This window comes from Priestia sp. HNGD-A6 (assembly GCF_045784335.1).
GTDB classification, from domain to species: Bacteria; Bacillota; Bacilli; order Bacillales; family Bacillaceae_H; genus Priestia; species Priestia zanthoxyli.
This window is the reverse complement of record NZ_CP138621.1, coordinates 265,842-292,094: the sequence shown is the minus strand read 5'-3', so window position 1 is coordinate 292,094 and position 26,253 is coordinate 265,842. Positions and strand designations below refer to the sequence as shown.

Below are 26,253 nucleotides of genomic sequence, written 5' to 3'. Positions count from 1 at the left end.
CTTCCTCCTGATTGTATGTAGTTTTTATTGTGAAATAGCCTTAACTACCACTTCTGATGCTTGTAAAGAACGGTTGACATGACGAGCAAATTCAAGTGCGTGAGCCCCGTCTCCGTGAATACAAATCGTGTCTGCCTGCAATTCTACATCCTTGCCTTGCTGAGATTTGACTTTCCCTTCTTTCACCATTGTAATAACTTGAGAAACAGCTTCGTTGTCATTTTCAATTAAAGCATTTGGTTCTGTACGAGGCGTAAGAGAACCGTCTAACTGATAGGTACGGTCTGCAAATACTTCGTTGGCCGTTTTCAAACCAATTCTGTTACCGGCTTGAATCAGCTCACTTCCAGATAATCCAAACAAAATCAGCTCAGGATTTACGTTGTAAACAGCTTTTGCTATTGCTTCAGACAACGCTTTATTTTTAGCAGCCATGTTATATAGTGCACCGTGAGGTTTTACATGCTGCATTGATAACCCTTCTGCTTGCAAAAAACCGTTTAATGCACCAATTTGATAGACTACGATATCGTAGGCTTCCTGAGGTGAAATATTGATGTTTCTGCGTCCAAAACCGATAAGGTCCTGTAGACCAGGATGAGCACCAATTTGCACTTTTTTTTCAGCGGCCAATTTTACCGTTTTTCTCATGACGCTTGGATCCCCTGCATGAAATCCACAGGCTACGTTCACAGACGTCACGTGTTCTAAAATGGCTTCATCATTGCCAATGCGATAAGCACCAAAGCTTTCCCCTAAATCACAGTTTAAATCTACTTTATTCAATTCGTTCTTCCCCCTTAAAAACTTCATTGTAAGCGTAATCATTTGCAGATAGTAAATAAAATCCAAGCTGAATTATCTGCATTAATACTTCAAGTTCCGTTTTTCGGAACTTAAGTACCGTTTTTCAGTTATATTTGGATTTTAGCACGAGATGATGAATTGAACAACAACATTGTCAGAATATTTGACATAGTCATTATTTTTATTTGGATAATACTCCCTTATTTTATTTGTGTTTTCTATCTATAGCCTTAATATAATGCAGCTTCTTAATGTCATTGGACACAGTAAATAACTAGGTTGTCAGAATAATTACTAGTTCAAAATAATCAAAATGAAATTTTCATTGTAATCGTTTTCAAATAGGTGCTATATTTCAATTGTAGTCAATTTATGCAAACGATTGCAAAAAAAGGGGATGAAACGATGAAAGGGAAAAAATGGACAGCTTTAGCTCTAACACTGCCGCTGGCTGCTAGCTTATCAACAGGCGTTCACGCCGAAACCGTACATAAAGGTAAATCTGCAGCTGCAGATAAAAACGGTGTCTTTTATGAGGTGTATGTAAACTCTTTTTACGATGCAAATAAAGATGGACATGGTGATTTAAAAGGTCTTACACAAAAACTGGACTATTTAAATGATGGCAATTCTCATACAAAGAATGATCTTCAAGTAAACGGGATTTGGATGATGCCGGTCAACCCTTCTCCTAGCTATCATAAATATGATGTAACGGACTATTATAACATTGATCCTCAGTACGGAAATCTGCAAGATTTTCGCAAGCTAATGAAAGAAGCGGATAAACGAGATGTAAAAGTTATTATGGACCTCGTTGTGAATCATACGAGCAGTGAACACCCTTGGTTTCAAGCTGCGTTAAAAGATAAAAACAGCAAGTACAGAGATTACTATATTTGGGCTGATAAAAATACCGATTTGAATGAAAAAGGATCTTGGGGACAACAAGTATGGCACAAAGCTCCAAACGGAGAGTATTTTTACGGAACGTTCTGGGAAGGAATGCCTGACTTAAATTACGATAACCCTGAAGTAAGAAAAGAAATGATTAACGTCGGAAAGTTTTGGCTAAAGCAAGGCGTTGACGGCTTCCGCTTAGATGCTGCCCTTCATATCTTTAAAGGTCAAACACCTGAAGGCGCTAAGAAAAATATTGTGTGGTGGAATGAATTTAGAGATGCGATGAAAAAAGAAAACCCGAACGTATATCTAACGGGTGAAGTATGGGATCAGCCGGAAGTGGTAGCTCCTTATTATCAGTCGCTTGATTCCCTATTTAACTTTGATTTAGCAGGAAAAATTGTCAGCTCTGTAAAAGCAGGAAATGATCAAGGAATCGCCACTGCAGCAGCGGCAACGGATGAGCTGTTCAAATCATACAATCCAAATAAAATTGACGGCATTTTCTTAACCAACCATGACCAAAATCGCGTCATGAGTGAGCTGAGCGGCGATGTGAACAAAGCAAAATCAGCTGCTTCTATCTTACTTACGCTTCCTGGCAACCCGTATATTTATTACGGTGAAGAAATCGGCATGACTGGTGAAAAGCCTGATGAGTTAATCCGTGAACCGTTCCCCTGGTACGAAGGAAACGGACTTGGACAAACTAGTTGGGAAACACCTGTATACAATAAAGGCGGCAACGGCGTGTCTGTAGAAGCACAAACCAAACAAAAGGACTCTTTGTTAAATCATTATCGTGAAATGATTCGCGTACGTCAGCAGCACGAAGAGTTAGTAAAAGGAACGCTTCAATCTATTTCAGTAGACAGTAAAGAAGTTGTTGCTTATAGCCGTACGTATAAAGGCAACTCCATTAGTGTGTATCATAATATTTCAAATCAACCTGTAAAAGTATCTGTAGCAGCGAAAGGTAAATTGATTTTTGCTAGTGAAAAAGGTGCTAAAAAGGTCAAAAATCAGCTTGTGATTCCGGCGAATACAACGGTTTTAGTAAAATAATTCAAAAAACCTCTAAGTAATTACCAGGTAGTCACTTAGAGGTTTTTTTACCTAGAAGGAATAAAAAAAGGATTCTTTTTATTTATCTATCAGTTAATATACAACGGGTTTCCTTCATTTCAAGTCCCTAAAATTCAATATTTATCTACCACTGCTCCCAAACTAGCTGCTTTAACATATGGTTTGTTTTTCAAAGAAAGCAGTTCTTCTTTTGTTCCTGTAACAACTACGCCTATAATCAATCCATTTTTCTGTCTGTTTTTTAAATTTTTCACTTCTCCTGGATCTGTTTTTTGGAGCTCATTTAAAAAGTCTGCTTCTGTTTTAATTTTAGTAGTCGTTAGTTTTGCTCCTAGTTGTGGTGATGGTTTAGAAATACCTAATAGCCATCGCCCATTTTCTGGATTGTTTCTGTAACCAGTAGACTTTCCATAGTTATCTACCCAATACCACGTTTGGTGAGTAGATGTAGGCAGCATCTTTTGTACTTCTTTCAATGTGTAATTTTTATTGAGAGATATGGCCATCTCCATGTATTTATCATTTGGATATTTTTTAATCATGTCAAAGTCATTCGCATACAACTTATATTTGTATTTGGGTACGTAAAATAACATCTCACGTTGCCCATTAGGAATATGATAAACTGTCGTTTCATTGACAATTGTACTACTCATGGAGAATGATGCATTCAAGTTTCCGAGTAAATCATACGTTATTTCTTCTGTATCCCAAGGTATCACTTTGTTTTTAATAACTTTAAATACTTCACTCTTAATAGTCCCCTTTAAAACTCCAATTGAAATTGTATCTGTACTAGTAAATGTATTTGGAGACATCCTCACATAATTTTCTGTGATTAACCGATCAGCAATTTTTTCTCCTTGTGTGTTAATAAAGTAATTATTCCCTTTTACAAATATACCAATAATAAAGCTGACTACGAGTGCGGAGATAAAAATTGTTCGTGAAATTGCTCTATACTTTGCTTTTCTAAGTGTTCTATGTAAAGACTTTTCATCAAAAATAGAATCTAACTCATCATTCGTTTTCTTCATTATATTCTCTCCTATACATCTCTTTAAATGTTTTTCTAGCACGAGCTAAATATGTTTTCACAGCCTCAGGTTTCATATCTACATATTCCGCAATTTGTTTATATGACCACTCTAGCTCGTATTTTAAAAGAAGCAGTTGCTTAAAGGTGGGAGACAACTTTTGAAGTATACTTCTTACTAGAAGCTGATTTTCTTGTACAATCATTATCTCTTCAATTAATCGTTCATTGGTAATAAGGTAATCTTCTACTACCACGTACTGAGATTTTTTGTTCTTTCGACAGTGATCGTAATATAAGTTTATAGCTACTTTAAAAAGCCATGATTTATATTTATCGGTATCAATCGATTCAAGATGAAGAAGTAGTTTACAAACAGCTTCTTGAACAATATCTTTAGCTGTTTCTTGGTTTGCACCTTGTTTAATTAAATATGAGTAAAGTTGATTCATGACAATTTTTAGTTGATCGTTTGATAACCGATTTTTCAAATGTTTTTCCTCCTTCCTGTCTTATAACGTCTGAACAGTGAAAAAGTATACAATTATTTCATATTTTTCTATAAAAAAAGAAAAGTAATTGCTTTTTAGGCAATTACTTTCTTAAACAAAAAATCAATTTAGTTAATATAAAACAGAATATAGGTATCTACAAAAATAAAAAAGAAAATTATTGTAATCCACCTTGTATATAATTAGGAACCTATATTGAGCTCATTAACTGAAAAAAGTATTCGGACTTCTGAGTTTTATTTAAGCTATACCATGAATCTAATGTATTTGATGCAAATACATCTAATTTTTTTAATACGTCCCTCGCGAATTCTAGAGGTGCTACTCCTGAAGCAGTAATCATGTTATTATCGGATACTACAGGTCCAATCTCATACAACTTCTCCCCTTTATAATTAGGACAGACCATTTGCGTATATTCTAAGTTATTAAGCGTATGCTTTCTAGAATCTAAGTATCCACTATTTGCAAGGGCATCAGTAGCACCACAAATTGCAGCTACAATAGTACCAAGCTCTAAAACTTCCCCAACTTTTTTCAATATAGGTTGATGAATCTCCTCACTCCATGTATTTCCTCCCGGTAGAATTAAAAGATCTTTATCCAAAAGAGTGCACTCATCAAGAGAAATATCTGGCTGTATACTCAGCCCCCCCATTGTTTTAATAATTTCTTTATTAACTCCTACCGTCATTACTTTTAAAGGGGCTAAACCTTGTCTGAAATATCTTCCTGAATTTAGTTCAGCAATTAAATATCCATACTCCCAATCTGACATTGTATTAAATACATAAATATAAACTTTTTTTGTTTGCATATTAAGCCTCCCGAACTGACGTTCTCTATATTATACCATTTTAAAGGTATATATCTATAAAAAATGTTAAAATATTCAGAAAAAACAAGGAGATTGAGAATCATTTGAAAGAAAACAAAATAGAAAAAGTCGTAATAGCGTAATAGTAGGATTAACAACTCCACATTATGTATCAACTTTTACTCGAATGAGTGATAATTTAGGATTTGAAACGTATCTCGTATCAGATGCCACAGCTACATTTGCAATAAAAGGAGAAGATAATGCATATTATCCAGCTGAACAAATACATACTGTGTCATTAGCAACTTTAGATAATGAGTTTGCCAAAGTTTTAACAACTGAAGAATTGATCAAAAAGTTAAATTTGACTGAAGCAATACAATCATAAGATCTTTATTTTAACTGTATATCTTCTACAAGTGGAGTTACCATAATGTGACTTTTAGGAATAAAAAAAGAACCTTTGTAAAATTAGGGTTCTGATTAAGATTTATTATTTGTCGTATGCAGCCTTTTACAAGCATATAGCTACTTAAGCCTAATTAATGGTTATCGTAAGTTACTTTTAACATGTAATAATAAATTTATAAATTCCCAAATCGCTAATACCACGCCTAATATCAACAAAAATAAACAAATTGAAGAGAAAAGTTGTTGTATCAATTTCACATCACTTTGCTCCTTTAATTAGATAAGTCCCGTATCACTTAGGTCTTTTATAAAACAAGTTTTTTCATGAGCAGTATGAAGTAGAAATAATATCACGACTCATTTTTATTTCTTTTCACCTTGTAGAAAATGAAGCATAAAAGGGCAATAGCGACTAATGGTAGTACGATAGACAAGGGTTGATGTAACCAAAGTAACACTAATTTGATCCCAATTTTTTGGTTAAACTTATAAACCATAAAAGTCCAGCCGCCCGAATATAGGGAAGATGCTAAAAAGTTAGCTAGCAAATATTTTTTTATCGGAAACTTTAAAATTCCGGCTATATAATGAATAGGGTGTCGAACTCCAGGTGCAAAAAAAGCTAACATAATCGCCCCAGCCCCAAAATGATCAAGTAGCTTTTCGGCTTTTTGTAACCATTTCTTCGCCATCCATTTTTCAATTAGAGGCACCTGTCTAAAGAATTTTCCTACTAGAAAGAACCATAGAAAAGCTATAAAGAGTGTAATCCAAGACGATACCCACACTACATAAGGGTTGATGCCCTTAGAAGCCCAGATACCGACTTGAGTTAGCATTAGAACATCATCAGAAATAGGCGTAAACATAATTTCTACTGATAGTCTAATTAGTTCATAAATCTTCATAAATGGTCTCTTTCTCCTTTGTATCTTGGTGCAAAGGCAACACAACATACATCGTTATCTTGTTTTGCTCGCTTTCTGCCCATATTTCGCCTTGATGAAGTTCAACAATTCGTTTGGCAATGGAAAGGCCAATTCCCGACCCTACGACTTTGCTAGAGCGTGCTTTATCCATTCGATAAAACTTATCAAACAGATGGCTTAATTCTTCAGAAGCAATTTGATCAGTTGTATTAGAAATACGTGCAATGACTTGTTTTTCGTTAGTATAGAGGACTATCTCAATATCTCCACTTTCATGACTGTATTTTTCAGCATTCGAAAGTAAATTATCGAAAACGCGAATCATTTTCTCAATATCTATGGAGATAAAAACAGCCTCATCAGGAATCTCTACTTTTACGGAAAGCCCACGATTTTCAAACATGGGAGTATACTCTCCTACAAGCTGATATAACACCCCACTTAAATCGACTTCTTGAAATTGCATGTCTACGTCAGGTAGAGACAACTTCGTATATTCGAATAGTTCATCCAATAAATTTTTCAATTTGAATGAAATACCGTAGGTGGTTTGAATGTATTGCTCCAGCTCTTCACTATTTTTATACTGTTTATCTTTCAAGAGTGTTAGATATCCAATAATAGAGGTCAATGGAGTTCGTAAATCATGCGAGAGATTTGTAATTAATTCATTTTTGGCTTGTTCCACTTTACGTTCTTTTTCAAAACGTTGCCTCATTTGTTCGGTCATCCAATTGATGTTTTTAGCTAAGAATGACAGTTCATTTTTTCCTTTCACCGGAATGGAATACGTCCAGTCCTTGTTCACAATCCTGTTGATTCCCTCTTCAATCTGCTTAATGTACCGTGTAATAGGCCTTGTCCATAATAAAAACAAGACAAAAAAGATGAGCACACTACCTCCAAGTCCCATATAGACTTGATAAATATATCTATTCGGACTGAAAATAGGATCAAAAGAAGGTCCTTCAATAACGAGGTATCCGATATCATCTTGAAGGGAAAGGAGCGATATAAAAGAAGAATAATGTGTATTAAATGATTGATTGCCCGTAGATTCAGCTGTAAGCTTTTGTTTGAGTAAATACTTTATATTGGTACTTTTTATTTTTTTGTTATTTGAATGAAAAAGAACGTCTCCTTTGGCATTTGCTACTAAGAACCCTAAGTTAGGATGAGCATCCGTTATAGGATTTAGCGTTGAAGCAATGTTATCTATATCATCTAAGTTCATGTGCTTCTCTTCGATTGAATGAGTGAGCTGAACAAGGAGCTTTCTAATAGTCTCTTCCTCTTTTTGTTGCTCTATTTGTTGGTTACGGATATCCCCAAATTGGGGATTTATGAAGATAAAAAGAAAAAAGCTAAGGATAGATACAATCAAGGAGATAATAAAAATAAGGAATAATTTTGTGTTCAAATTGACTGATGGTCCTCCAATTTTGTCTGCATTATTTCTCGTTTTCATGCTTTATAGCCTACGCCCCATACAGTCTGAATATAGATTGGCTTTTTAGGGTTCTCTTCTATTTTGTCTCTAATTTTTGTCATATGGACCATAATTGTATTATCCGACTTATAAAAAGGTTCTTTCCATACAGTTTCATAAATCTGTTGAATACTAAATACTTGTCCTTGATGCTGAAGTAATAAAGAGAGAATTTGAAATTCTTTAGGAGTTAAACGAACCTCTTGATCTCTTACAAACACTTCATTTGTTCTTCCGTTCACTTTTAAGTCTCCCTTTTCTAAAAAGTGGGAAGAAACCTCTCTTTCAGGCGCCATATAGTATCGACGAAGTTGAGATTTTATACGCGCCATCAGTTCTAATGGGTTAAAAGGCTTCGTAACATAGTCTTCTGCTCCACTGGCTAGGCCGTGAATTTTATCCATGTCTTCTGATTTAGCCGATAAAAAGATAATAGGCATGTTATATTCCTCTCTAATTTTTAAGCACGCATCTATCCCATTCATCCCTGGCATCATCACATCTAGAATAATCAGGTCAATTTTTTGTTTTTTTAACATATCTATAGCTGTTGCAGCATTCGGTACATCTACTACTTGATATCCTTCATTTTTTAAATAAATGGACATAAGATTTCTGATTTCGTCTTCATCGTCGACAATAAGGATGGTTCTTTCTGACATGTTTCTTCACTCTTTCTATTCTTAAATTCAATATAAACTAGAGAACATGAATAGGATTAGTTATTACATACGAATACATAAGCTGGTGGAACATTTCTATACACTTTTTCATACTGAATCGTAGTAAAAAAGGATTCAAAGAAAGAGCGTTTTACTTTCGAATATTGGAATGTAATGAACTTGCCTTCTGGTCCCAGCAAAGATCCTGTCTCATGTAAGATCTGTGTAGAAATAGTTCCTGGTAAGCTTGTAAAAGGCAATCCAGATACGATATAGTCTACTTTTTCAATGCCATATTGTTTTAAATAGGCACTTATATTTTCAGCAGAGTCATGAATAATGTACACATTCTCGATATGTCCATATTTCTTCTTTAATATATTATAGAATGTTTCATTGGCTTCTATCGCTAAGAAAATGGTGTCTTTCCGTTTATTTTGAACAATTTCTTCTGTAAATACGCCTGTTCCTGGACCATATTCAATGATACACGTTATTTCCTCAAATGGTATAGGCTTCATCATTTTCTTAGCTAATGATTTAGAGCTAGGCATAATAGCTCCAACTGCACGCGGGTGTCTCAAATATTCTTGAATGAAATGCATGGCATTCATTTATTTCTCCTCGTTTCTTCAGGTGATAGGTTATAAGCAGTAGTTTAATGCCAAAACCTTAATACGATACGAGGAAAAACCTTAACAATTCTTAAGAAATACTTATGAAAAGATAACTTTTATAAAGAATCTGAAAGTAAACGTTATTTGCTGGTCTTAAAAAAGGAGGGCATTAACTTAACCTAAACCTTCAGTCATTCAGAGAAAACAACCTTTTTAGCACCCCATTTCTTTGCTTGTATACTTGTTAACATAAAACGTCTTATTGGAAATAATGTCTCTATAGAACTATCCCTTCAGTTTTCTATATATACTGAAGGGGTAACCTTAACCCTAAGTATTAATTTTTAAATGTCTAATTCTAGCCATTCATCAGCCTCTTTAAAACCAAACTTTTTATATACGGGCCTACCTAAATTTGAGGCTCCAAGCCAAATTTTTATAATACCTGCTGTTTTCGCCTCAGCAACTAGTTTAGTTAATAACTTAGTGGCAATTCCTTGTCCACGGTAACTTTCTTTCGTATACATATTGGTAATATAAGCTTTTTTGCCACTCTTGTTGGTGTAGGTAGGTGGAAATTCATAAAAGACGATAGCACCAGTTGCAATTATTTCTTCATTATCTTCTACTATCCATTCAATTAGAGAACCATCGCTCATTTTATTAGTAAAGAACTCTTTTAGTTCCGTATCAATCTCTTGATTAGGCTCAATTCCTTCATCAACTAATTGTTTCTTTCTTAAATAAATCAATTGATCAATTTCATTGACAGTGGCTTTACAAAATTTCACCTTTTCATCATCCTTATCTCATATAAAATGGGTCAACAATATATTTTCTTTCCTGCTAACGGTTGTACCAATACCATTTGGTGTATAGCTAAAAATTAATCGTTTTAAGTGGAATATACATGTTTTATTTCTTCTCTTAACACAGAAAAAGCATTTATAATTTTCTGTTGTTCCTCCAATGAAAGTCGCTCTAAAATCATTTTTAACTTTTCTTTATCTAATTCTGTGTTTCGTTTCAAGACTTCTTCGCCGTAAGGAGTAAGTTTTACATAAACAACTCTCTTGTCATAAGCAGAACGTTCTTTTTCTAAGATCCCTTTGTTAATAAGTCTCTTAATATGTTCAGAAGCCGTATGATGGGTAACATCAAGCACTTCTGATAAATCCTTTACCGTTACCTCTTTTTTCTTCTTAATCATTTGCATACATCGAATATTTTGGTGGGTTAACGTTTCTTCATGTTTATAGTGCAAGTAAAAATAGATATCGGTTAATGAGTCATTAATTTTCGTAACATCCATATTTTAGTCCTTTCTTATACATCGTTATATACGATATATTAACGATTAATAGGCATAATAACGAGAGAAATAGATATACTAACGCTTATTCTATTAAAAAATGATGCCCTCTAATTATGTCGTCATATGCGATATAATAACAAAAGAAATCAAAGTACACAAGTCCTATATCACATAAAACATTTATCTGTATATATATAGGTTTAGTTCACATAATACGGCTTCTAGGCAACAAAAAAGCTAAGGGTTTAACCCTTAACTTTTTTGGATGTATTTCTCAAATATTTTAAAAATCTTTTATAGTGCGTGATTTTTGACATTAAGAAATCTCAATATAAATTTCTTATCAGACTAATTTTACAATCGTTCTTCCTCTTACATGCCCTTTTAATATGTTAGGAAGAACAGTAGGAAGCTTATTTAAATTAATTTCTTGTGAGATAAAATCTTCAAAATTTGATGGTTTGAAATCTGTTGCTATGCGTTTCCATATTTTCAAACGTGTTTCCATTGGGCAGTATACAGAGTCAATGCCAAGTAAGTTGACGCCCCTTAAAATAAATGGAAAAACAGTAGAGGCCAGTTTTGTCCCAGCTGTTAACCCACTAACAGCAACTGAACCACCATATTGAATCTGACTTAAAACAGAGGACAGAGGATCTCCACCAACAGGGTCAACGGCTGCAGCCCATTTTTGTGCCCCTAAGGCTTTAACCTTTCCTCCATACGTCATATCCCTTGAAATAATGGAATGAGCTCCGAGTTTTCGTAAATACTCATACTCCGATTCTTTCCCTGTGCTAGCTTCTACTTTATAACCCAGAGAGTTTAAAAATGAGACCGCAAAACTGCCAACGCCACCGGTTGCACCTGTCACAAGAACTTTTCCTTTGTCTGGTGATACCCCATTCTCCTCTAGACGTTGTATAGATAGGGCTGCCGTAAAGCCTGCTGTTCCTACTACAATGGCTTCTTTAAGAGTCAAATTTTCAGGTAAAGGTACAATCCAATCACCTGGAATACTGGCATATTCGCTGTATCCACCAAAGTGGGAAACACCTATATCGTAACTTGTTGCAATGACTTCATCTCCTTCATGAAAGCGAGGGTCATTAGAAGAAACGACTACACCTACTAAATCTACTCCTGGTATAAATGGATAATTTCTTACGATTTTACCATCAGGAGTACCTGCTAGCCCATCTTTATAGTTAATCCCTGAATAATGTACCTTGATTAAGACATCACTCTTAGGCAAAAATTCTAGAGAAATATTTTTTACATTCATTGAAAATTCATCATTAACTTTGTCTACTACTAGCGCTTTGAATTGATCTTTCATTTTGTCATTCCTCCTTTGTGAAACTACTTCTAGTATACATTATTATTCTGACCGGTCAAACTTTTTTGACCGGTCAGAATAATTTTTTGTTCAAATTTTATAAAATGTTGTATACTAATTTGTACGTTTAGTTTGCTGGAGGTTTATTATGAAGAAAAAAGCAGAAGAGAGAAAGAATCAAATATTAAGAGCAGCTTTCCAAGCTATGTCAGTACAAGGTTATAATTCGGTTACCTTACAGAGTATTGCTGATCATGCAGAAGTTAGTAAAGGAGTCGTCCATTATTATTTTGAGAATAAGGAAGATACCTTATCTCAACTCCTTGAGTGGCTTACAAATAAAATCTATAACTATGAGCTTGCATCAGTGAATTCAGAGTCTACTCCCTTGGGTAAATTAAAAGCTTATGTAAACTCAGTGTTTGTCGCCCCTGAGAAAAATGCAAAATTTTATAGAGTTTATTTAGATTTCTTGTCTCAGGCAGGTCAAAATGAAACATATAGAAAAATTAATCATCATTTTTATCAAAACTGTTGGGGCATTACATCTGACATTATTACTTCTGGTCAGAAAACAGGAGTGTTTGAACAAAATATTAATATAGAAAACACTTCAAAAACCATGCGCGCTATTATAGATGGATTGCTCATTCAATGGCTAATGAACGAAGATATAAATTCCCATCAATATTACAAAGAGACTTGCTATCAAAGCTTTTTAGACTTGCTAAAAGTTAATTAGATGCTCTTTTTGACTTTTTAATCTGTCTGAACTGTCTACCTTCTATACTTTAAATGATAAACAAGAAGAACAAAGTCTAAAATCAAATGACGCTTTGCTCTTTTTTATAATATGTAATTTCCATAAAAATTAGATAACTAAGGATTTTTATCATAACAAGCATATGTGTTATAAGCTATCGGTAGAAACAATCCAATAATCAAAGTTAGACATATCATATGCAAAGCTAGTCACCATAATGTGAATTATAAGAAACAAAAAACCTGTATTTAAAAATACAGGTTTTTTCATATTTCTCTTCAAAATATCTATTTGAAAATTATTATTGTTAATAAAAATCATTCATTTCCCACCTCTATAATACCACATTTTTGTATTTTTTTTTAGTCTAGTATTTAAATCTTTTTTCAATAAAATACAGAATATGATTAGTATTCATATAAAAGCAATGAGGGGAGAATTTAAAGGTAGCTAGTGAAGTAGAAATTATAGAATAAAAAATTACAGCACTTGGTTACCAAATTTTATTAAATCCTCCATCTGAAGGGGTTTCCTATAGTAAAAGTAATATAAGGTTATACCACCAACGGGCCATTTTCTGGAATAATCCTTTAAAGGTAAAATAGTATTTGAATGTTAAAATCAAATGTAATTGCAAAAGGAGATTCATAGATGAAAGAAAACCAAATCAGTTTTACCGCGATGATGACAGCTTATATTCGAGGTATTCACTCAAAATATGCAAACCACAAAATTTTCAATGACTTTTTGGCATACGAACTAGTTCCTGAAGAACAAAAAAAATTAATAGAGAAGATTATGCCAAAAGAAGCCTTAATGAATTCTACAGCCTCTATCACCCGTTCTCGATACACAGAAGATTGTTTTATGAAGGCGATTGAAACTGGTGTAGAACAGTATGTAATCTTGGGTGCTGGCTTAGATACTTTTGCATTTAGATATCCTGATTTGTTAAAGAGTCTTAATGTATTTGAACTAGATCATCCTGCGACGCAAAGTTTTAAACGTCAACGTGTCGATAAGGTGGGTTGGGGTCATCCAGAAAACCTACATTACATTTCTATTGACTTCACTCGGGAGGATATAGTAAATAAACTCAATTCATCACTAAACTATTCTGCCTTATCCAAAAGTTTTTTTAGCTGGCAAGGAGTTACAATGTATTTATCCAAAAAAGAAGTATATAAAACACTGACTAATATACCTAAAGTAACTCCCTCTGGGAGCATGATAGTATTTGATTACTTCAGTGTAGATGAATTTGATGAGGAAACTACTTCCACTGATTTGAAAAAGAAAGAAAAAATGATGAATAAGATAGGAGAGCCAATGAAAACAGGTTTTGATCCAGCTAGTATGAAGCAAGAAATGGCAGAACTCGGATTGAATTTGCTTGAGAATTTAAGCCCGACGGATATTGAGAAACGATATATGACAGGATTAAATGTGAACTTAAAGGCGCATAAAAACGTGTACTTTGCACTAGCTGTAGTTGAATAAACTTTCATACTCTTTAATTTAGAAGTGTAATACTTTATAGAAAAATTGCTAATTTGCCGCCGATAAGAGTAAATAATAAAGGTAAATACTTTTAAATTTAATATCTAGTTAATATAACAGTTGATCAAAAGATAAGAGATACAATGTGTTATCTGTCTGCAATATCTGATATTGATATTTTGTAATTTTTATGAAAGCTCACTCACAGGGCATACGTTTTAACACGTATGCCTTTTGAGGTGTTATATTCTTTAATTTTTAACTAATCTTAAGTCAGGAGCATGCGTATTAGTTTATTTACCATAGTACGCTAGTCATGACCTGCTTAAGAGTTAGATGAGGATTTGATTCGCCTTCTTTTGTACGCCATGCTACAAAACCATCTGGTCTTATTAATACAGCTCCTTGAGAGGTAACATCGTACACTGCTTCCCAGCTATCCTCGTCCTCATCCTCACACTCAACACAATCTCCTTGTAAACCAATCCCATAAACATTAATAGGAACACCTAGGTGAGAAGATACATTCCGGGTAGCAGTGCGCCAAAGGCTATTATCTTTTCCCGTAAATAAGACGAAATTTTCACCTATTAGATCTAAGGTAGATATACGCTTACCTTGGTACTTCAACCACATATGTGGAGCACGAGTACCTGGCCTTCCGTTTAGTTCTAATTGATCCATTCTATGCGGTGTATCGGAGTTTTCCTTGATAATTGCTGTTGAGTTATATTTATACCCTACAGTAACTGCAGTATGGTCCATACTATTGAGGGTGCTTACACCTTTCTTTATAACATTAAATAACAAATCACTGGCATATTTCGTTGTTACTTCTGCAGCATAGTGTCTTTCATTATGATAAGTTTGGAGCAATCGTGGATGAGCTTGTTTGTGTATCACTGCAGCAAGTTTCCAAGCTAAATTATGAGCATCTTGAATACCTGTATTCGAACCAAATCCTCCGGTAGGTGGCATAAGATGAGCTGCGTCTCCAATTAGAAAGACTCGACTATCTTGAAAACGAGTGGCTGTCTGTTCTGCAGCTGCCCAAGGTAAAATACTGAAGATGACAATATCAAGATTTGAAACTCCTATAGCTTTTTTTAAAATCTCACAGCATCGCTCTTCAGAAAAATCTTCTGGACTTTCTCCAGTTGAGGGATTATAGGCCACATGATAAATCCATTCATCACGATTGTTAACAGTGATGAGCGCACCAAATACTTCTGGATTTAGGATTTGAATCCAGCCAAACTGGCTCGGTTTCAGAAAGCGACTTAGATCAGCCTGAAAGTAGATGTTGATATAATGTCCGCCGATCACTCCTCTTCCTGTAGTTGGAATTTTTGTATGTTGACGAATTGTGCTTTTAGCACCATCTGCCGCAATTAAATAATCACTTCGAATTTTTTCTTTCGTTCCTGTCTCTCTATTTATTATAGTTGCTATAACTCCTAAATCGTCTTGTTGATACTCTATAAGTTCAGTATTATAGCGTATATGCCCTTTTCCCTCTTTAGCAGCTTGAAGAAGGATAGGTTCTAGTTCAATTTGATAACAAGATGCTGGCTTTGAAGGGCTCACCTTTTCAAAATTTTCTATTCTCTCTTTTTCAAGAGCTTTTTGGGAATTCTCCGCAGTTTCTAATTTCTCAGGGTCTATGCTTTTGATTGTCTCTACAGCAATCCTTCCACGAATATTATCTAATGGTTCGCTAGCAGTCCGGATAGCTGCCTCCAATCCAAGTTGTCGAAATATTTCCATCGTACGAAATGTAATCCCTCCAGCTTTTGGATGGATAGCTGTACCAGTGTGTTTTTCAATCAGTAAATAATCAACGTTATGACGTGCCAAAAAGAGAGCAGAGGTAAGTCCACTAAGACCACCACCTACTATTAAAACAGGAACATGTTTGTGTATCATAGAAATTTTCCTTTCAAATTTAAATGTACCCATGGGTCTTACTGAATTCAGTAATCAAACTATAACCTAAAAAAAAATGAAATTGTAGACTGTTTTTAGGTTATGTTTTATAATGATAATAGAGTACGCCCCAAATAAGGGGCGTTTTTTTCTATAACTTTTAAAAGAATATTCACTAATGTTAATGGAAACAACAAACACTTCCTGACTTTATACATGTGTTCTATTCTGTATTATCTTACTGTCTGTGTTCTTCTATTTTATACATGTTAAGTTCTCATAATGGATTTTATCGGTAGGAAATATAAAAGTAATCGTTTTCATTTTTTACTTTCTCAAAATGATTTGATAGGTTATAATAAATACCTACAAAAATATTAAATGATATGTAAGTAACAAGCAATTACACCCTTAATATTTAACTAAAAGAAAAATCCACCTCTCAAATTAGGTGGGTTTTTCTTCTTTAAATGTATGTGATGCACATCCTTAGTTAATATAAAACACATTCAGGAACCCAACCAAGAAAAGCTTGCATGAGAAGAATTCTTGAGATAATAAGAATAACAGCTTTTCATTGATTACTCATTATCAGCAGGTTGTGTGGAAATTTGCCAAGTAACACCGAATTTATCTGTTACTTGGCCATATGATGGGCTCCAAAAAGTTTCTTGAAGTGGCATTCCTACTTGACCACCTTCTTTCAGTTTTTCAAATACTTCTTTTGATTTTTCTACACTGTCTATAGTGATAGCTACCGTTACTTGTGATCCAATTTGGTATGGTTGACCCGGGAATGTATCAGAAAGCATCAAATCATTATCACCAACTTTTAAGTGCGCATTCATTACACGGTCTATTGCTTCTATAGGAGTAGGGAATTCTGGATTTCCAGGCATTTCTCCGAACGTTTGAACTCCAATAACTTTTGCATCCAATGCTTTTTCGTAAAATTTAACAGCTTCTTGTCCATTACCGTTCATAACTAAATAAGGATAAATTCCTAAAACCATTAAAAACACCTCTTTTAAAATTTTAGTTAGACTTTACTAAATCACAGTTAGATGAAAAAAGAACTCACGTTTGATTTAGTCATAACTCTCACTACATATCTATACAACAAATTCATTGGGTTATCCTGCAGCGTTAGTTTATTAAGAAAAAAGATACACGTACATCTGAAAACGTAGATTTCTATGTACACCATATACAAACCTAGTTACCATAAAACGTGTTATCGGAAATTATTTAAAAAACCTATTCTCATTTCTCCGTCATGATAAATTTCTATTACGTATTTATTTTCTACATAAAGAAAAGTGTCACTACCTACAGCTACAACATCGTCATATACGCTTAAGATGTTCTCAAAGTTTGTCTTTAGTACAGGAAAATTGTTTGTACTCCAATATATCTCAAGATCATCGTCATTTATTAAGCTTTTTGCATCTTATAAATAAGTGATTACGCAGTATTTATCAAATTTATCCCATTCTATCCTTCCGTAAAATGTGAATAGGACCTCTTTTTGAAACGAGTAATATCTTTCTTCACTTTTTTCAGGAGAATAAATAATAACGCCTTTACCTAAGGCATTTACACATTCTGAAAAAAGAGGCCCTTTATCCTCTTTTTTCTCTAATTCTTTTCTCATTGCAAATAGAAACTCTAATCTTTTTTGTCGGTCTTGTTTTTTTATCATACAATACCTTTCTTCATATTCTTGTCTTATTTGGAGGTCAAGAAATAGTTAGTATGAGACTCTAGTTATCATAACTAGGATTATAAGAACCACTAGCTATTATAAATAATCTATAGGATTATTGTTTTGAACGTAGCCATAAACTTTTATAACATCATCTTTTGTTTCTCCTGGTATGTTAATTGTTCTAAGTATATTTATCACCTGATCCTTCTCTTCTAAATTTTCGACCTTTATTTCTAACCACTCAATGTTTTTATAATTACCTTTGAAATGATAAAACCAATCTCCATCCCAATTACTTATATACTTAGTTTTGAAATTCTGTATTCTCCAAATTGTATTTATAGAACAATTGTTCATTGCATTTCTAATTTTTTGCCATTTAGTGTTATTCATTACTGATTGATATTCATAAAAACTCATGAAAAACTCCCCCTTAGTGGCCCTAAGTGCGTTATTGGTAGTAGGTGTGCTAAAACTTAATGTCTATCCACTTTCCATTTACGAATTCCTCATAAGTCCCCCATTGAGGATTACAAGTATTTATAGCTTTAATTCTTACTGGTTTAATAATATCTTCCTGACAATCCTTAGTTGGATTTGGTACATAAATCCAGGAAGCTATACTATCTTTTTCTTTTGAAAATTCCTTGCTAAAAAAGTCTTCAGCTTCTTGTAATGTTTCAAAACTATAGTCTACGATTGAAGGTACATCATCTGACGTATTATAAAGAAACATATTTACTTCATCTTTGATGTCCACTATCATAACTTTCTTAATGTCATTTATAGGCATATCTAATATTATGTATTTTCTCATTAAATCTCCTTACTAAAGGTGTATAGTTTATATATTTTATGTTCCTTCTAGGAATCTGAAACCTCTTTTAGCACAACTTTAAATTTGGGTCTAAATACTAAATCCATAATCATTATAAAACGGTCAATTCCTTGATCTATAAATAATCGAATTGCTTTGCTTTCTTTATTATCATTCATGATCTCAATCTTTGTAACCGATTCGAGACTGTAGTAAAAGATCTCATCATCTTCTAAATCCTTTACTGAAAGCGAGAAAAAATTATAGAATGGTGAGATTTTCACTTCAAACCTGTTCATTTCGCTCGTAAAGGTAAAAGTGGACTCATCGTACAAAAAGCTCTCATTTTGGTCCTTTTTAATTGGAATACATTCAAATAATGAAATAAAGTCTAATTCTTCGGGACAATCTCGCATTTGTTTGCTCCTTGGTCGTAACTATTTATTTAAATAGATTCCTTTGCACAATATTAAAAAACAAAAATTCCTCAATTATTTTCCCATATACTTTAATACTCTTCAATTACCTTATGTATATTCCATACAAAGTTAGTTAACGTAATCACAGTGATTAGTAGCATTTCTAAAATTAATGTTTAAAATGGTAGTTAGCTAAGTAATATTTAATTTTTATTTATAAACAAGAAGGGACACCATTTAAATGTTTGATATTCATATTATGGATTGGGCAAAGAAAAGACCTAAAAAGCATTACAATAATATACACGGACTTAGGGTTTTCGAATTGATTTTTTGTAGGGAATTAGAGGATCTAGGATTACAATTAGACGAACTTAACAGTATTACTTTATATTGTCTAGCCGACCCCAATAAGGACATATCATACTCAGAAATGAAAGCTTTTCAGGAGGTTGAAATCCTTCTTCCAGATGATTATATGTTATTTATAGAATTAGAATCTGTTGAAGAAAAATATCAAGCATTTTGTAACATAGTTAGAAGCTATGTAGTACCTGTCTTAGAAAAATACTCTTCATTTTCTTTAGTAACTACACAGAATTATGTAGAAGAAGCTCTAGAAGAAATAGTTAGCCAAGGTTATGAAGCCAGTTTTTTAGTTGCAAAAACACCAAAGAAAAGCCCTAATCGCAAGCTCTTAGCAATGTTAAGGGGAGTACATAGATATTCTGGATTTCAATTATGGTGTGAAGTGTACAATGAAAGAGGCTTAAGAATAATTAATGAGCTACTGGTAGAAGAAGTTGGGAATGAAGTTGTATATGCTAGATTCTTAGGACAGTTGAAATGGGAAAGCAATCAATTGATTACTATTAAGTCTAAAACAAGCAGTTGGATGAAAGAAGTCCATATCCCTTTATAATATAATTTCTACTTGTATATGGTATCCACATCCTTAGTTACCATATACAAAACTCTATGAAGAAGTAAAAGGCTTCCTTTATTGAAAGTCTCTTACTTCTTCATTCTTCTTCATCTTCTACGTAAAATTCCAATAAAACAGCAACAATTTCATTTTGATCATTTTGTTGAACAAAAACGGGGTAGTATCCATCACCTATACCAGACATTGAAACTGTACCACCTGCTACGATGCCAGCTTCGTCATCAGAAGAAGCGATAATGTCTGAGCACGCAACATAATATTTCATGCCTTCTTCATCCATTTCTATCTCATAAATATTTTTTACCTCATATGAAATAGCTTCATCTCTACCGAAAACGGATGCATCAAATATACCCGCCATAGCAGAATCAACGCCGATATTTTTACCTGTTTCTGTCCATTCTGAACCCAATTCAACATCACGGTGACAGGCTATTAATTTAGTTATCGTAAAATCTTCAGTGAAGAAGACAATCGATTCCCATTCTCCACTTTTAGCTGGCTCCAATACCCAAGATAATATGTCACTTTTGTCAAAAGCGTCCTCTACTGGATAACAAGGATCTGAAACAATAAGTTGATTTCCTTTCACCTCGAAAGAACCTAATATTTTTTTATTCATATTTTTACCCCCATTTATCTAATAGTTTAATTCATCTAGTTCTCTAAATGAAGGTGCATAGGATATGCAAAACAAGTTCACATAATCAATCTAAGTAGAAGTACAAAAAGCCCGTAAAAGGGCTTTTATGGTTTATGTAGTTGTTATGTACCTTGTATCTCTGTTTTTAGGGTTAAACATTCTTTACAAAAATAAAAGTATATAATCATTTCTCCCAGGAAAAGGTCCACTACGGATACAAGATCTACTTCAAAATCATGAGTAATACTGGAAACATATTGCATGTCATGGTTACAGATTGGACAGCTTATATCATTTGGCTTGTTAACGTATAGAGGTGCTCCCAACACTCTACATATGTACTCCTGACCAAATAAGTCAAATGCATCGTAGTAGGCATCTTCATTGACTGGTATATCTTCTTCTAACATATCGATAAGTTTGAATTTCGCATAAGGAAGAGGAACAGTTATTTTACCTTCTTCGTCTTGAATCCATTTTTCCTTATCATTTTGAATCAAAACAGTAACACTTTTTGTTGCAGGATTTAATTGAAATAGTTGAGGCTCCCATAAAGTAGAACAATTTAGGCATGATGTTAAAGGTAGTTCTTCTAGTTTAGAAGTTCTAAGTTCACTTAATCGATCATCCTTTAGATCAAAACATAAAATCTGATGTAAATCTTCCCCACATAACCGACATTTTGGTACATTCCACTCTTGTCCTCCAAAACGATGATTATAAACATCATTACCTTCAATAGCTCTAAAGCCTTTATGCCCCTTCCAATGCTGTCCATAAGGTCTATTTATCATTGTAAGCACCCACTTTTTGTTCTTAAAGAGTATTTGACCACCCTTCTTTATTCGAAAATGTCTCATAACTACATCCACTTTCATATTCGAATTCTTTACCCTTTTTTACATAATAAGCTTCTGATGAAAGAGACAATAAAATTTCAAATTCAGTGTCCTTAAGCATTTTTGAAGGATTGGATACGATATCTTCAAAAACTTCTTTACCATGAGCGACGACTTCAAATCTGGCATATAAGAAAAGGTCAGGTGAAAAGTGTTGATCTTGTTGAGAAAAACTGTATTCACCAATTTCTTTTGCATGTTCTTCTGTATCTAATAAGAAAAGCTTATAAGAGAGAGTTTCTTCAAAATGTCTTATTTTCCATGCAGTGAAAGTAGAAAGTTCCTTAATAACAGCCTCTACAATCTCATCTGCATCTTCTTTACTCCAGTCTAATAAAGAAATAATGTTCCAGAAGACTTGATCATCTATCATTTTCTTTGGTTTCACAATCTTGTTTCTACCAGCATAGGCGTCAGCTTCTTCTATTTTCTTCTGCATCTCAAGTTTAAACCCTTGAGGATCTGTTTCTTCTCGCCATTTATAGTAAACATCCATCGCACATTCTTTTGACCATATCCCTCCATACACATTTGACTCTATACCTAATTCCTCTTGAGATAAAGGAATGTTTCCAATATAGATTAACTCTTCAGGTAATCTTCCATCTACCCACTTAAATGTAGGTTCTTCTTTTTCATTAAGTAAAGACTTTGTAATTAAAATCTGACAAACATTCTAATCATCGATTGCAGGCATCTGTTCACCTATATAATTTGTAATACCAAAAAGATAAGAGCGATTAATGATATCCATTACTTTAACTGCACCATACTTATTCATCGGCAATGGAGCAGCAAATATATCTCCTACTTGCACGGTTCTCTTTGAGTTCAATATATGTCATTCCTTTCAATTAAAAGTGTAAGTATAAGTAGAATAACAAGGAACGTTAAAAGAACCTATCATATATAAGCTTATTTAAAGTAATGTATCAACAGGAAGGTTTTATTCCTCATCAAGGACGAAATTACCTTTTTCATCACGAATATATGCAGTACCAGGTTCTGCATCAAGAAACGGCATTATATCTGGATCATAATTGCATATTGTATTTACCAGATAAACACCATGTTTTTTAGAGTTATTCATGTAACGATCATCTTCATCTCCAGAAAGAAACCTCCAACCACTATCTGCTTCGTTATATTCATAGGGTTCTTCTCTATACATATAACCAACCTTACAACCATCTACTGTAATCCTATCAGTTGCAATACATCCTTCATATGAATCAATAAGTTGTTTTATTTGGCTTGCATCTAAATAAAATTTCTTCTCTTTTTTTCTAAAATTAAACATGTTTTATGCTCCTCAATTAATCTATCATCTATTCAGCTTTATTTAAGATACTATAATTCTATTGAATATGTATATCTTATTTATATAAAATGTATTTTAGGTAGCAAAAGACGTTAGAACATTAGTCTAACGTCTTTTAGAAGTTAATTTATTTTAAAGAAGTCTTCAATTATTTGATTAGTCTCATCAGGGCTTCGTAGTTCGACTATGTTATCATTTTCATCGTACGTATAATGATTCTTAAACTGGAAGGGCATAGCTTCATACTGTTTTTCTACTTGCTCTAATACTTGATGAAAGCAGTTATAATTATATTCCTTAATTAGATAAGGTAATCCACTTGGTGAACGCAAATATTCATATTCTTTATAATTGTAAGGAGTGTGTTTAGGCCTCTTTATCAAGATTTTCATGAAATGATTCATAATTTTACGTATTTCATTTTCTTCAACGTATTTCACTAAACCACGTACAGCTATTAATTTCATTTCTAAATCTCGCTCTTTCTTATAGGCCTTTTGAAAAAATTCACCAAGCTGAGAATTATAGATATCTCGTAACACCAAGAGTAATTTATGACGTAGAGAAATGTCCTTTACTTTGAAATATAAATACTTCAAAGTTTCAAGATCATCGAGTTCTATCAATTTTGGCTCTAAATTAAAAATTGATTCTCTAAAGTCCATATTGCCTTCATAAAAAGAACCAGTTTCGTAAGCACTAGATAAAGCTTTATTTATCAATCCCACCAAACTCCGAACACTTTATGATTAGGATACAACTCTGGAGCAATAGGGGGGGGACCAAACATATAATCTTCTTCTATTTCGTCAGGTTCTAAGATTTTAACCCATTCCTCTATTTCTTCGGGATTAGCGCTTGATAGGATATATATTCTTTCCGAAAATGGCCAATATTCCTCGTCTTCCACTTCCATAATTTCAACAAGTACGTCTTGTACACTTGGCTTACTTTTAATTTCCAGTAAAACAGAATAAAAAGTATCAATTCCTGGATGGTCCATAAGATTACAGCCAATAGAACCTTCATCTTCATTACCTTTAAAAAACTCTTCTAGACACACTAAAGGTGCAGTTTGTGCATTAGGATAGCCCTGTTCATATATCTTCTTTATCAAATTATCTTTCATACAATATCCCCACCTTTTAAGCACTTATAACTATGAATATCATATACAACTTAAGTGTACACAACAACTCTTATCGTTACTTAATTATGTATATTAAACCCACCAATTAGCAGAAGAATTCCAGCATTCTTCCCCTTCTTTCAATGATTCTCTCACGTTCAATGAAATCACTTCTGTGTTATCTTTATTAAATTTAAACATTTCATCTATTTCTTTTCCTAACCTTTGTCTATGGGCGGTATCAATATTATAGACCTTTACCTTGCTAGGTGTATAAAACGTTTCAGATACATCTATATGACCTTCTGGAGAACATTTAGAAACCTCTACGTAGAGCACTCCACCCCAAGCACTAAATTGAAACATTAACAAATCAACACGATTCTCCAGTTTTCGATAAAAATGAGGAAAGGAACCTTTAAAACCACGATCTCTCAAAGTAGGAATAACATTTTTTCTTAAAGAATTAATCATATTATCTCTTTCAACAGACACTTTAGCACTCCTTACTCTTTTCTTTGTAATAGCCCTAAGCCTATATACTATAGTCTTCTAGTTATCATAAAATCTATTCTAGGCCCCTACTAAAGGAACAAACTAGGGGATACTTCTTTATCACATATTAAAGCTTCAAGATTGTGGGATTTAATTATATCCTCAATATTTGTATCCTTAGCTAAAAGCAATGTTATAAACGAATCATAGATCCCCATAAATGCAAAATCCATATTTTCATCTGTGATAATTGACTCGTTAGGAGATAAGTTAGCTATTTCTAAAGGTGAGATATCAATGACTTTAAATGAACCATTTGTGTCATGAATAGGTTCAGAAAAATATAAAGTATTTGCCCCTTTTGAACAAAGAACCTTTAATAAACTATCTATTATAAATAGTGAAGTGCAATCAGAATCTGGATAATATAAATCAGGAATAGTTTCAAGATAGGAATTTAATAGATTGGCTAAATCCTCCCTTTCATATTTATATCCAAGCGCACCAGTAGAAGTTTGCAACGCTAAGGATAATTCCTTATAAGACTTTAAGCCACTCTTAGACATTACTTCTATCCATGATATTGGTTCGCCAAGGTTAATCATTTCTTCATCACTAGGATATATATGCTGATAAGGATTTTCTCTCTTTGTTTTTTCCCAACCATAGGGCATCTGAATAAAAGGATGAAATAGAATAGCAGCAGACTTAAAGCCATTAGGTAATTGAGGTAAAATAGGTAAATCCCAGTCTAACCGTATATAATCCAACAATATAGGAACATCTCCTTTTAATGTACTTAGTTAGGTATATTTTATATGTATAGAACATTTACTTCTAGTTACCATAATGTTTTTTTATCGACACAAAAAACAACCTGACAACTAAAATATATTTTAATTGTCAGGTTGTTCTTCAAGATCTATTTTATCAATGCCATATAAAAATACAGTGAAATATATTGAAATATAAAGAATTATAAAAATAGCAGTCCTGTAACCATTGGTTATAAAATCTAAAAAGTGAATCTTCCCTATAAGAATGTCTATCAACATAGGTATAAACATACATAACCATATAAAATTTCTATCTTTAACAATGTTGAAGATAAAAATTATTGAAACTATAATTGTGCAAACTAAATAAATCAAGTATATCCCCCCGATATTATTAAATTTAACACATTTATCTAATAGATTGTTAATTACCATAATCCATATTCTCCGTAGTAAATAAAAATAAAGTGTTTATTTACTAAAAATGCTATTATATATAAATTAAGAAATTTAATAGGAGATTATATTATGTTTAAAAAAATCATATCAGTGCTAATTTCTTCTCTATGTGGTAGTTTAGTAGTTGCTGTAGGAGCCCTTGATACTTCTTCCTATGAACAACTTACTTTTAGTAATTTGATAGCTGGGTTAGTTCTTGGATTAATGTATGTTGTTCCAGTCGTTATTGTTTTAGGCATCCCCTCATCTATTTTAATTGATATTGTAATTAAAAATAGAGATAAGAAATATAAACAATTAATTGAAATAGCACTATACATTATTTTTGGAATGATAGGTGCAACGATAGTTTCACTTATTATCTCATTAGATGATGGTACAAACGGTATAAATCTGTTGGCATTCAAACCTATTTGTATTCTCGCTTTAAGTTGTTCCGTTCCCTTCGGGATTTGTTCGATTTTATTGAACTATAGATTAAAAAAGAGTTCTGTACAGTAGATAAACATTATCCATATTACTCGGT

The 26,253-nt window shown here is 33.2% G+C and carries 31 protein-coding genes and 1 pseudogene; 6 read left to right on the top strand and 26 right to left on the bottom strand.

Going from position 1 to position 26,253, the window contains the following annotated elements; all coding sequences use genetic code 11:
- Nucleotides 1-24 precede the first annotated feature (24 nt).
- Nucleotides 25-786, bottom strand: a complete 762-nt coding sequence (gene pxpA / locus SCI76_RS01575; protein WP_028413248.1) for a 5-oxoprolinase subunit PxpA — start codon at nt 784-786, stop codon at nt 25-27.
- 393 nt (nt 787-1,179) lie between these two features.
- Between pxpA and SCI76_RS01570 the strand changes: the two genes are divergently transcribed.
- Nucleotides 1,180-2,775, top strand: coding sequence for an alpha-amylase family glycosyl hydrolase (locus tag SCI76_RS01570; RefSeq protein ID WP_394531689.1), 1,596 nt, complete (start codon nt 1,180-1,182; stop codon nt 2,773-2,775).
- A gap of 134 nt (nt 2,776-2,909) precedes the next feature.
- On the opposite strand, the gene SCI76_RS01565 is transcribed toward SCI76_RS01570, so the two are convergent.
- The 3 genes from SCI76_RS01565 to SCI76_RS01555 all read right to left on the bottom strand — a co-directional run bounded on the left by SCI76_RS01565 (nt 2,910) and on the right by SCI76_RS01555 (nt 5,161).
- A complete protein-coding gene (locus SCI76_RS01565; protein WP_048020757.1) occupies nt 2,910-3,833 on the bottom strand; it encodes an anti sigma factor C-terminal domain-containing protein in 924 nt (307 codons plus the stop codon).
- Entirely contained in the window at nt 3,817-4,323 is a 507-nt protein-coding gene (locus SCI76_RS01560) for an RNA polymerase sigma factor (protein WP_053074078.1), read from the bottom strand. The genes SCI76_RS01565 and SCI76_RS01560 overlap by 17 nt, the downstream gene beginning before the upstream one ends.
- A 211-nt stretch (nt 4,324-4,534) precedes the next feature.
- Complete coding sequence (locus SCI76_RS01555; protein ID WP_048020755.1) at nt 4,535-5,161, bottom strand: type 1 glutamine amidotransferase family protein; 627 nt, start codon at nt 5,159-5,161, stop codon at nt 4,535-4,537.
- Nucleotides 5,162-5,297: 136 nt separating this feature from the next.
- On the opposite strand from SCI76_RS01555, the pseudogene SCI76_RS01550 reads away from it, so the two are divergent.
- A pseudogene (locus SCI76_RS01550) lies at nt 5,298-5,552 on the top strand (amidase); the annotation flags it as partial.
- Nucleotides 5,553-5,925: 373 nt separating this feature from the next.
- Here the strand turns inward: SCI76_RS01550 and SCI76_RS01545 are convergent.
- The 7 genes from SCI76_RS01545 to SCI76_RS01515 all read right to left on the bottom strand — a co-directional run bounded on the left by SCI76_RS01545 (nt 5,926) and on the right by SCI76_RS01515 (nt 11,926).
- Nucleotides 5,926-6,483, bottom strand: a complete 558-nt coding sequence (locus SCI76_RS01545; RefSeq protein WP_048020753.1) for a DedA family protein — start codon at nt 6,481-6,483, stop codon at nt 5,926-5,928.
- Nucleotides 6,470-7,738 (bottom strand): cell wall metabolism sensor histidine kinase WalK, encoded by a 1,269-nt coding sequence (locus SCI76_RS01540; RefSeq protein WP_196299091.1) that lies wholly within the window; start codon nt 7,736-7,738, stop codon nt 6,470-6,472. Before SCI76_RS01540 ends, SCI76_RS01545 begins: the two co-directional genes overlap by 14 nt.
- A gap of 230 nt (nt 7,739-7,968) precedes the next feature.
- On the bottom strand, nt 7,969-8,655 hold the full coding sequence (locus tag SCI76_RS01535) for a response regulator transcription factor (RefSeq protein ID WP_328180139.1): 687 nt from the start codon (nt 8,653-8,655) through the stop codon (nt 7,969-7,971).
- Between the two features lie 56 nt (nt 8,656-8,711).
- The gene (locus SCI76_RS01530) at nt 8,712-9,269 is read right to left on the bottom strand and encodes a class I SAM-dependent methyltransferase (protein ID WP_048020747.1); all 558 of its coding nucleotides are present in this window, start codon (nt 9,267-9,269) and stop codon (nt 8,712-8,714) included.
- Between the two features lie 347 nt (nt 9,270-9,616).
- Complete coding sequence (locus SCI76_RS01525) at nt 9,617-10,063, bottom strand: GNAT family N-acetyltransferase (protein ID WP_048020746.1); 447 nt, start codon at nt 10,061-10,063, stop codon at nt 9,617-9,619.
- 104 nt (nt 10,064-10,167) lie between these two features.
- On the bottom strand, nt 10,168-10,584 hold the full coding sequence (locus SCI76_RS01520; protein WP_407544948.1) for a MarR family winged helix-turn-helix transcriptional regulator: 417 nt from the start codon (nt 10,582-10,584) through the stop codon (nt 10,168-10,170).
- Between the two features lie 346 nt (nt 10,585-10,930).
- Complete coding sequence (locus SCI76_RS01515; RefSeq protein ID WP_048020743.1) at nt 10,931-11,926, bottom strand: acryloyl-CoA reductase; 996 nt, start codon at nt 11,924-11,926, stop codon at nt 10,931-10,933.
- Nucleotides 11,927-12,074: 148 nt separating this feature from the next.
- On the opposite strand from SCI76_RS01515, the gene SCI76_RS01510 reads away from it, so the two are divergent.
- Together SCI76_RS01510 and SCI76_RS01505 are read left to right on the top strand one after the other, a co-directional pair.
- Nucleotides 12,075-12,668, top strand: a complete 594-nt coding sequence (locus tag SCI76_RS01510) for a TetR/AcrR family transcriptional regulator (protein ID WP_168760813.1) — start codon at nt 12,075-12,077, stop codon at nt 12,666-12,668.
- A gap of 672 nt (nt 12,669-13,340) precedes the next feature.
- Entirely contained in the window at nt 13,341-14,189 is an 849-nt protein-coding gene (locus SCI76_RS01505) for a class I SAM-dependent methyltransferase (protein WP_048020740.1), read from the top strand.
- A 297-nt stretch (nt 14,190-14,486) separates the two neighbouring features.
- On the opposite strand, the gene SCI76_RS01500 is transcribed toward SCI76_RS01505, so the two are convergent.
- The 6 genes from SCI76_RS01500 to SCI76_RS01475 all read right to left on the bottom strand — a co-directional run bounded on the left by SCI76_RS01500 (nt 14,487) and on the right by SCI76_RS01475 (nt 19,056).
- Nucleotides 14,487-16,115: an FAD-dependent monooxygenase gene (locus SCI76_RS01500; RefSeq protein ID WP_048020738.1), complete on the bottom strand. Its 1,629-nt coding sequence runs from the start codon at nt 16,113-16,115 to the stop codon at nt 14,487-14,489.
- A gap of 581 nt (nt 16,116-16,696) precedes the next feature.
- Nucleotides 16,697-17,128: a VOC family protein gene (locus SCI76_RS01495; protein WP_013084307.1), complete on the bottom strand. Its 432-nt coding sequence runs from the start codon at nt 17,126-17,128 to the stop codon at nt 16,697-16,699.
- A gap of 437 nt (nt 17,129-17,565) precedes the next feature.
- On the bottom strand, nt 17,566-17,817 hold the full coding sequence (locus SCI76_RS01490; protein ID WP_407544945.1) for a hypothetical protein: 252 nt from the start codon (nt 17,815-17,817) through the stop codon (nt 17,566-17,568).
- 99 nt (nt 17,818-17,916) lie between these two features.
- Complete coding sequence (locus SCI76_RS01485; protein WP_048020735.1) at nt 17,917-18,243, bottom strand: DUF6678 family protein; 327 nt, start codon at nt 18,241-18,243, stop codon at nt 17,917-17,919.
- Nucleotides 18,244-18,292: 49 nt separating this feature from the next.
- The gene (locus SCI76_RS01480) at nt 18,293-18,640 is read right to left on the bottom strand and encodes a hypothetical protein (RefSeq protein WP_048020733.1); all 348 of its coding nucleotides are present in this window, start codon (nt 18,638-18,640) and stop codon (nt 18,293-18,295) included.
- A 47-nt stretch (nt 18,641-18,687) separates the two neighbouring features.
- Nucleotides 18,688-19,056 carry a hypothetical protein gene (locus tag SCI76_RS01475; protein ID WP_048020732.1) on the bottom strand — a complete coding sequence of 123 codons (369 nt, stop codon included), beginning with the start codon at nt 19,054-19,056 and terminating at the stop codon, nt 18,688-18,690.
- A 244-nt stretch (nt 19,057-19,300) separates the two neighbouring features.
- Here SCI76_RS01475 and SCI76_RS01470 point away from each other — a divergent pair, with 244 nt between their 5' ends.
- Nucleotides 19,301-19,981 (top strand): hypothetical protein, encoded by a 681-nt coding sequence (locus SCI76_RS01470; protein WP_048020730.1) that lies wholly within the window; start codon nt 19,301-19,303, stop codon nt 19,979-19,981.
- Nucleotides 19,982-20,081: 100 nt separating this feature from the next.
- Here SCI76_RS01470 and SCI76_RS01465 read toward each other — a convergent pair whose 3' ends face one another.
- The 9 genes from SCI76_RS01465 to SCI76_RS01425 all read right to left on the bottom strand — a co-directional run bounded on the left by SCI76_RS01465 (nt 20,082) and on the right by SCI76_RS01425 (nt 25,265).
- On the bottom strand, nt 20,082-20,627 hold the full coding sequence (locus SCI76_RS01465) for a DUF4241 domain-containing protein (RefSeq protein WP_048020729.1): 546 nt from the start codon (nt 20,625-20,627) through the stop codon (nt 20,082-20,084).
- A 143-nt stretch (nt 20,628-20,770) separates the two neighbouring features.
- Nucleotides 20,771-21,442 carry a hypothetical protein gene (locus SCI76_RS01460; protein ID WP_048021464.1) on the bottom strand — a complete coding sequence of 224 codons (672 nt, stop codon included), beginning with the start codon at nt 21,440-21,442 and terminating at the stop codon, nt 20,771-20,773.
- A gap of 22 nt (nt 21,443-21,464) precedes the next feature.
- On the bottom strand, nt 21,465-22,043 hold the full coding sequence (locus SCI76_RS01455) for a DUF4240 domain-containing protein (protein WP_407544941.1): 579 nt from the start codon (nt 22,041-22,043) through the stop codon (nt 21,465-21,467).
- A gap of 180 nt (nt 22,044-22,223) precedes the next feature.
- Nucleotides 22,224-22,382, bottom strand: a complete 159-nt coding sequence (locus SCI76_RS01450; RefSeq protein WP_155404477.1) for a hypothetical protein — start codon at nt 22,380-22,382, stop codon at nt 22,224-22,226.
- A gap of 111 nt (nt 22,383-22,493) precedes the next feature.
- On the bottom strand, nt 22,494-22,847 hold the full coding sequence (locus SCI76_RS01445; protein ID WP_048020727.1) for a DUF2185 domain-containing protein: 354 nt from the start codon (nt 22,845-22,847) through the stop codon (nt 22,494-22,496).
- Nucleotides 22,848-22,990: 143 nt separating this feature from the next.
- The gene (locus tag SCI76_RS01440) at nt 22,991-23,590 is read right to left on the bottom strand and encodes a hypothetical protein (protein WP_230683501.1); all 600 of its coding nucleotides are present in this window, start codon (nt 23,588-23,590) and stop codon (nt 22,991-22,993) included.
- Complete coding sequence (locus SCI76_RS01435) at nt 23,587-23,997, bottom strand: hypothetical protein (protein ID WP_048020722.1); 411 nt, start codon at nt 23,995-23,997, stop codon at nt 23,587-23,589. Before SCI76_RS01435 ends, SCI76_RS01440 begins: the two co-directional genes overlap by 4 nt.
- Nucleotides 23,998-24,090: 93 nt before the next feature.
- Nucleotides 24,091-24,492: a DUF4304 domain-containing protein gene (locus SCI76_RS01430; protein ID WP_048020720.1), complete on the bottom strand. Its 402-nt coding sequence runs from the start codon at nt 24,490-24,492 to the stop codon at nt 24,091-24,093.
- Nucleotides 24,493-24,581: 89 nt separating this feature from the next.
- The gene (locus tag SCI76_RS01425) at nt 24,582-25,265 is read right to left on the bottom strand and encodes a DUF2711 family protein (protein ID WP_048020715.1); all 684 of its coding nucleotides are present in this window, start codon (nt 25,263-25,265) and stop codon (nt 24,582-24,584) included.
- Nucleotides 25,266-25,796: 531 nt separating this feature from the next.
- Between SCI76_RS01425 and SCI76_RS01420 the strand changes: the two genes are divergently transcribed.
- Nucleotides 25,797-26,228: a hypothetical protein gene (locus tag SCI76_RS01420; RefSeq protein WP_048020711.1), complete on the top strand. Its 432-nt coding sequence runs from the start codon at nt 25,797-25,799 to the stop codon at nt 26,226-26,228.
- Nucleotides 26,229-26,253 lie beyond the last annotated feature (25 nt).

Bases quoted from the DNA above. Each gene is read 5' to 3' on its own strand.
- SCI76_RS01570 (WP_394531689.1), top strand. From the start codon at position 1,180: ATGCAAACGATTGCAAAAAAAGGGGATGAAACGATGAAAGGGAAAAAA.
- SCI76_RS01565 (WP_048020757.1), bottom strand. From the start codon at position 3,833: ATGAAGAAAACGAATGATGAGTTAGATTCTATTTTTGATGAAAAGTCT.
- SCI76_RS01555 (WP_048020755.1), bottom strand. From the start codon at position 5,161: ATGCAAACAAAAAAAGTTTATATTTATGTATTTAATACAATGTCAGAT.
- SCI76_RS01545 (WP_048020753.1), bottom strand. From the start codon at position 6,483: ATGAAGATTTATGAACTAATTAGACTATCAGTAGAAATTATGTTTACG.
- SCI76_RS01540 (WP_196299091.1), bottom strand. From the start codon at position 7,738: ATGAACTTAGATGATATAGATAACATTGCTTCAACGCTAAATCCTATA.
- SCI76_RS01535 (WP_328180139.1), bottom strand. From the start codon at position 8,655: ATGTCAGAAAGAACCATCCTTATTGTCGACGATGAAGACGAAATCAGA.
- SCI76_RS01530 (WP_048020747.1), bottom strand. From the start codon at position 9,269: ATGAATGCCATGCATTTCATTCAAGAATATTTGAGACACCCGCGTGCA.
- SCI76_RS01520 (WP_407544948.1), bottom strand. From the start codon at position 10,584: ATGGATGTTACGAAAATTAATGACTCATTAACCGATATCTATTTTTAC.
- SCI76_RS01515 (WP_048020743.1), bottom strand. From the start codon at position 11,926: ATGAAAGATCAATTCAAAGCGCTAGTAGTAGACAAAGTTAATGATGAA.
- SCI76_RS01510 (WP_168760813.1), top strand. From the start codon at position 12,075: ATGAAGAAAAAAGCAGAAGAGAGAAAGAATCAAATATTAAGAGCAGCT.
- SCI76_RS01505 (WP_048020740.1), top strand. From the start codon at position 13,341: ATGAAAGAAAACCAAATCAGTTTTACCGCGATGATGACAGCTTATATT.
- SCI76_RS01500 (WP_048020738.1), bottom strand. From the start codon at position 16,115: ATGATACACAAACATGTTCCTGTTTTAATAGTAGGTGGTGGTCTTAGT.
- SCI76_RS01495 (WP_013084307.1), bottom strand. From the start codon at position 17,128: ATGGTTTTAGGAATTTATCCTTATTTAGTTATGAACGGTAATGGACAA.
- SCI76_RS01490 (WP_407544945.1), bottom strand. From the start codon at position 17,817: ATGATAAAAAAACAAGACCGACAAAAAAGATTAGAGTTTCTATTTGCA.
- SCI76_RS01485 (WP_048020735.1), bottom strand. From the start codon at position 18,243: ATGAGTTTTTATGAATATCAATCAGTAATGAATAACACTAAATGGCAA.
- SCI76_RS01480 (WP_048020733.1), bottom strand. From the start codon at position 18,640: ATGAGAAAATACATAATATTAGATATGCCTATAAATGACATTAAGAAA.
- SCI76_RS01475 (WP_048020732.1), bottom strand. From the start codon at position 19,056: ATGCGAGATTGTCCCGAAGAATTAGACTTTATTTCATTATTTGAATGT.
- SCI76_RS01470 (WP_048020730.1), top strand. From the start codon at position 19,301: ATGTTTGATATTCATATTATGGATTGGGCAAAGAAAAGACCTAAAAAG.
- SCI76_RS01465 (WP_048020729.1), bottom strand. From the start codon at position 20,627: ATGAATAAAAAAATATTAGGTTCTTTCGAGGTGAAAGGAAATCAACTT.
- SCI76_RS01460 (WP_048021464.1), bottom strand. From the start codon at position 21,442: ATGATAAATAGACCTTATGGACAGCATTGGAAGGGGCATAAAGGCTTT.
- SCI76_RS01455 (WP_407544941.1), bottom strand. From the start codon at position 22,043: ATGGATGTTTACTATAAATGGCGAGAAGAAACAGATCCTCAAGGGTTT.
- SCI76_RS01445 (WP_048020727.1), bottom strand. From the start codon at position 22,847: ATGTTTAATTTTAGAAAAAAAGAGAAGAAATTTTATTTAGATGCAAGC.
- SCI76_RS01435 (WP_048020722.1), bottom strand. From the start codon at position 23,997: ATGAAAGATAATTTGATAAAGAAGATATATGAACAGGGCTATCCTAAT.
- SCI76_RS01420 (WP_048020711.1), top strand. From the start codon at position 25,797: ATGTTTAAAAAAATCATATCAGTGCTAATTTCTTCTCTATGTGGTAGT.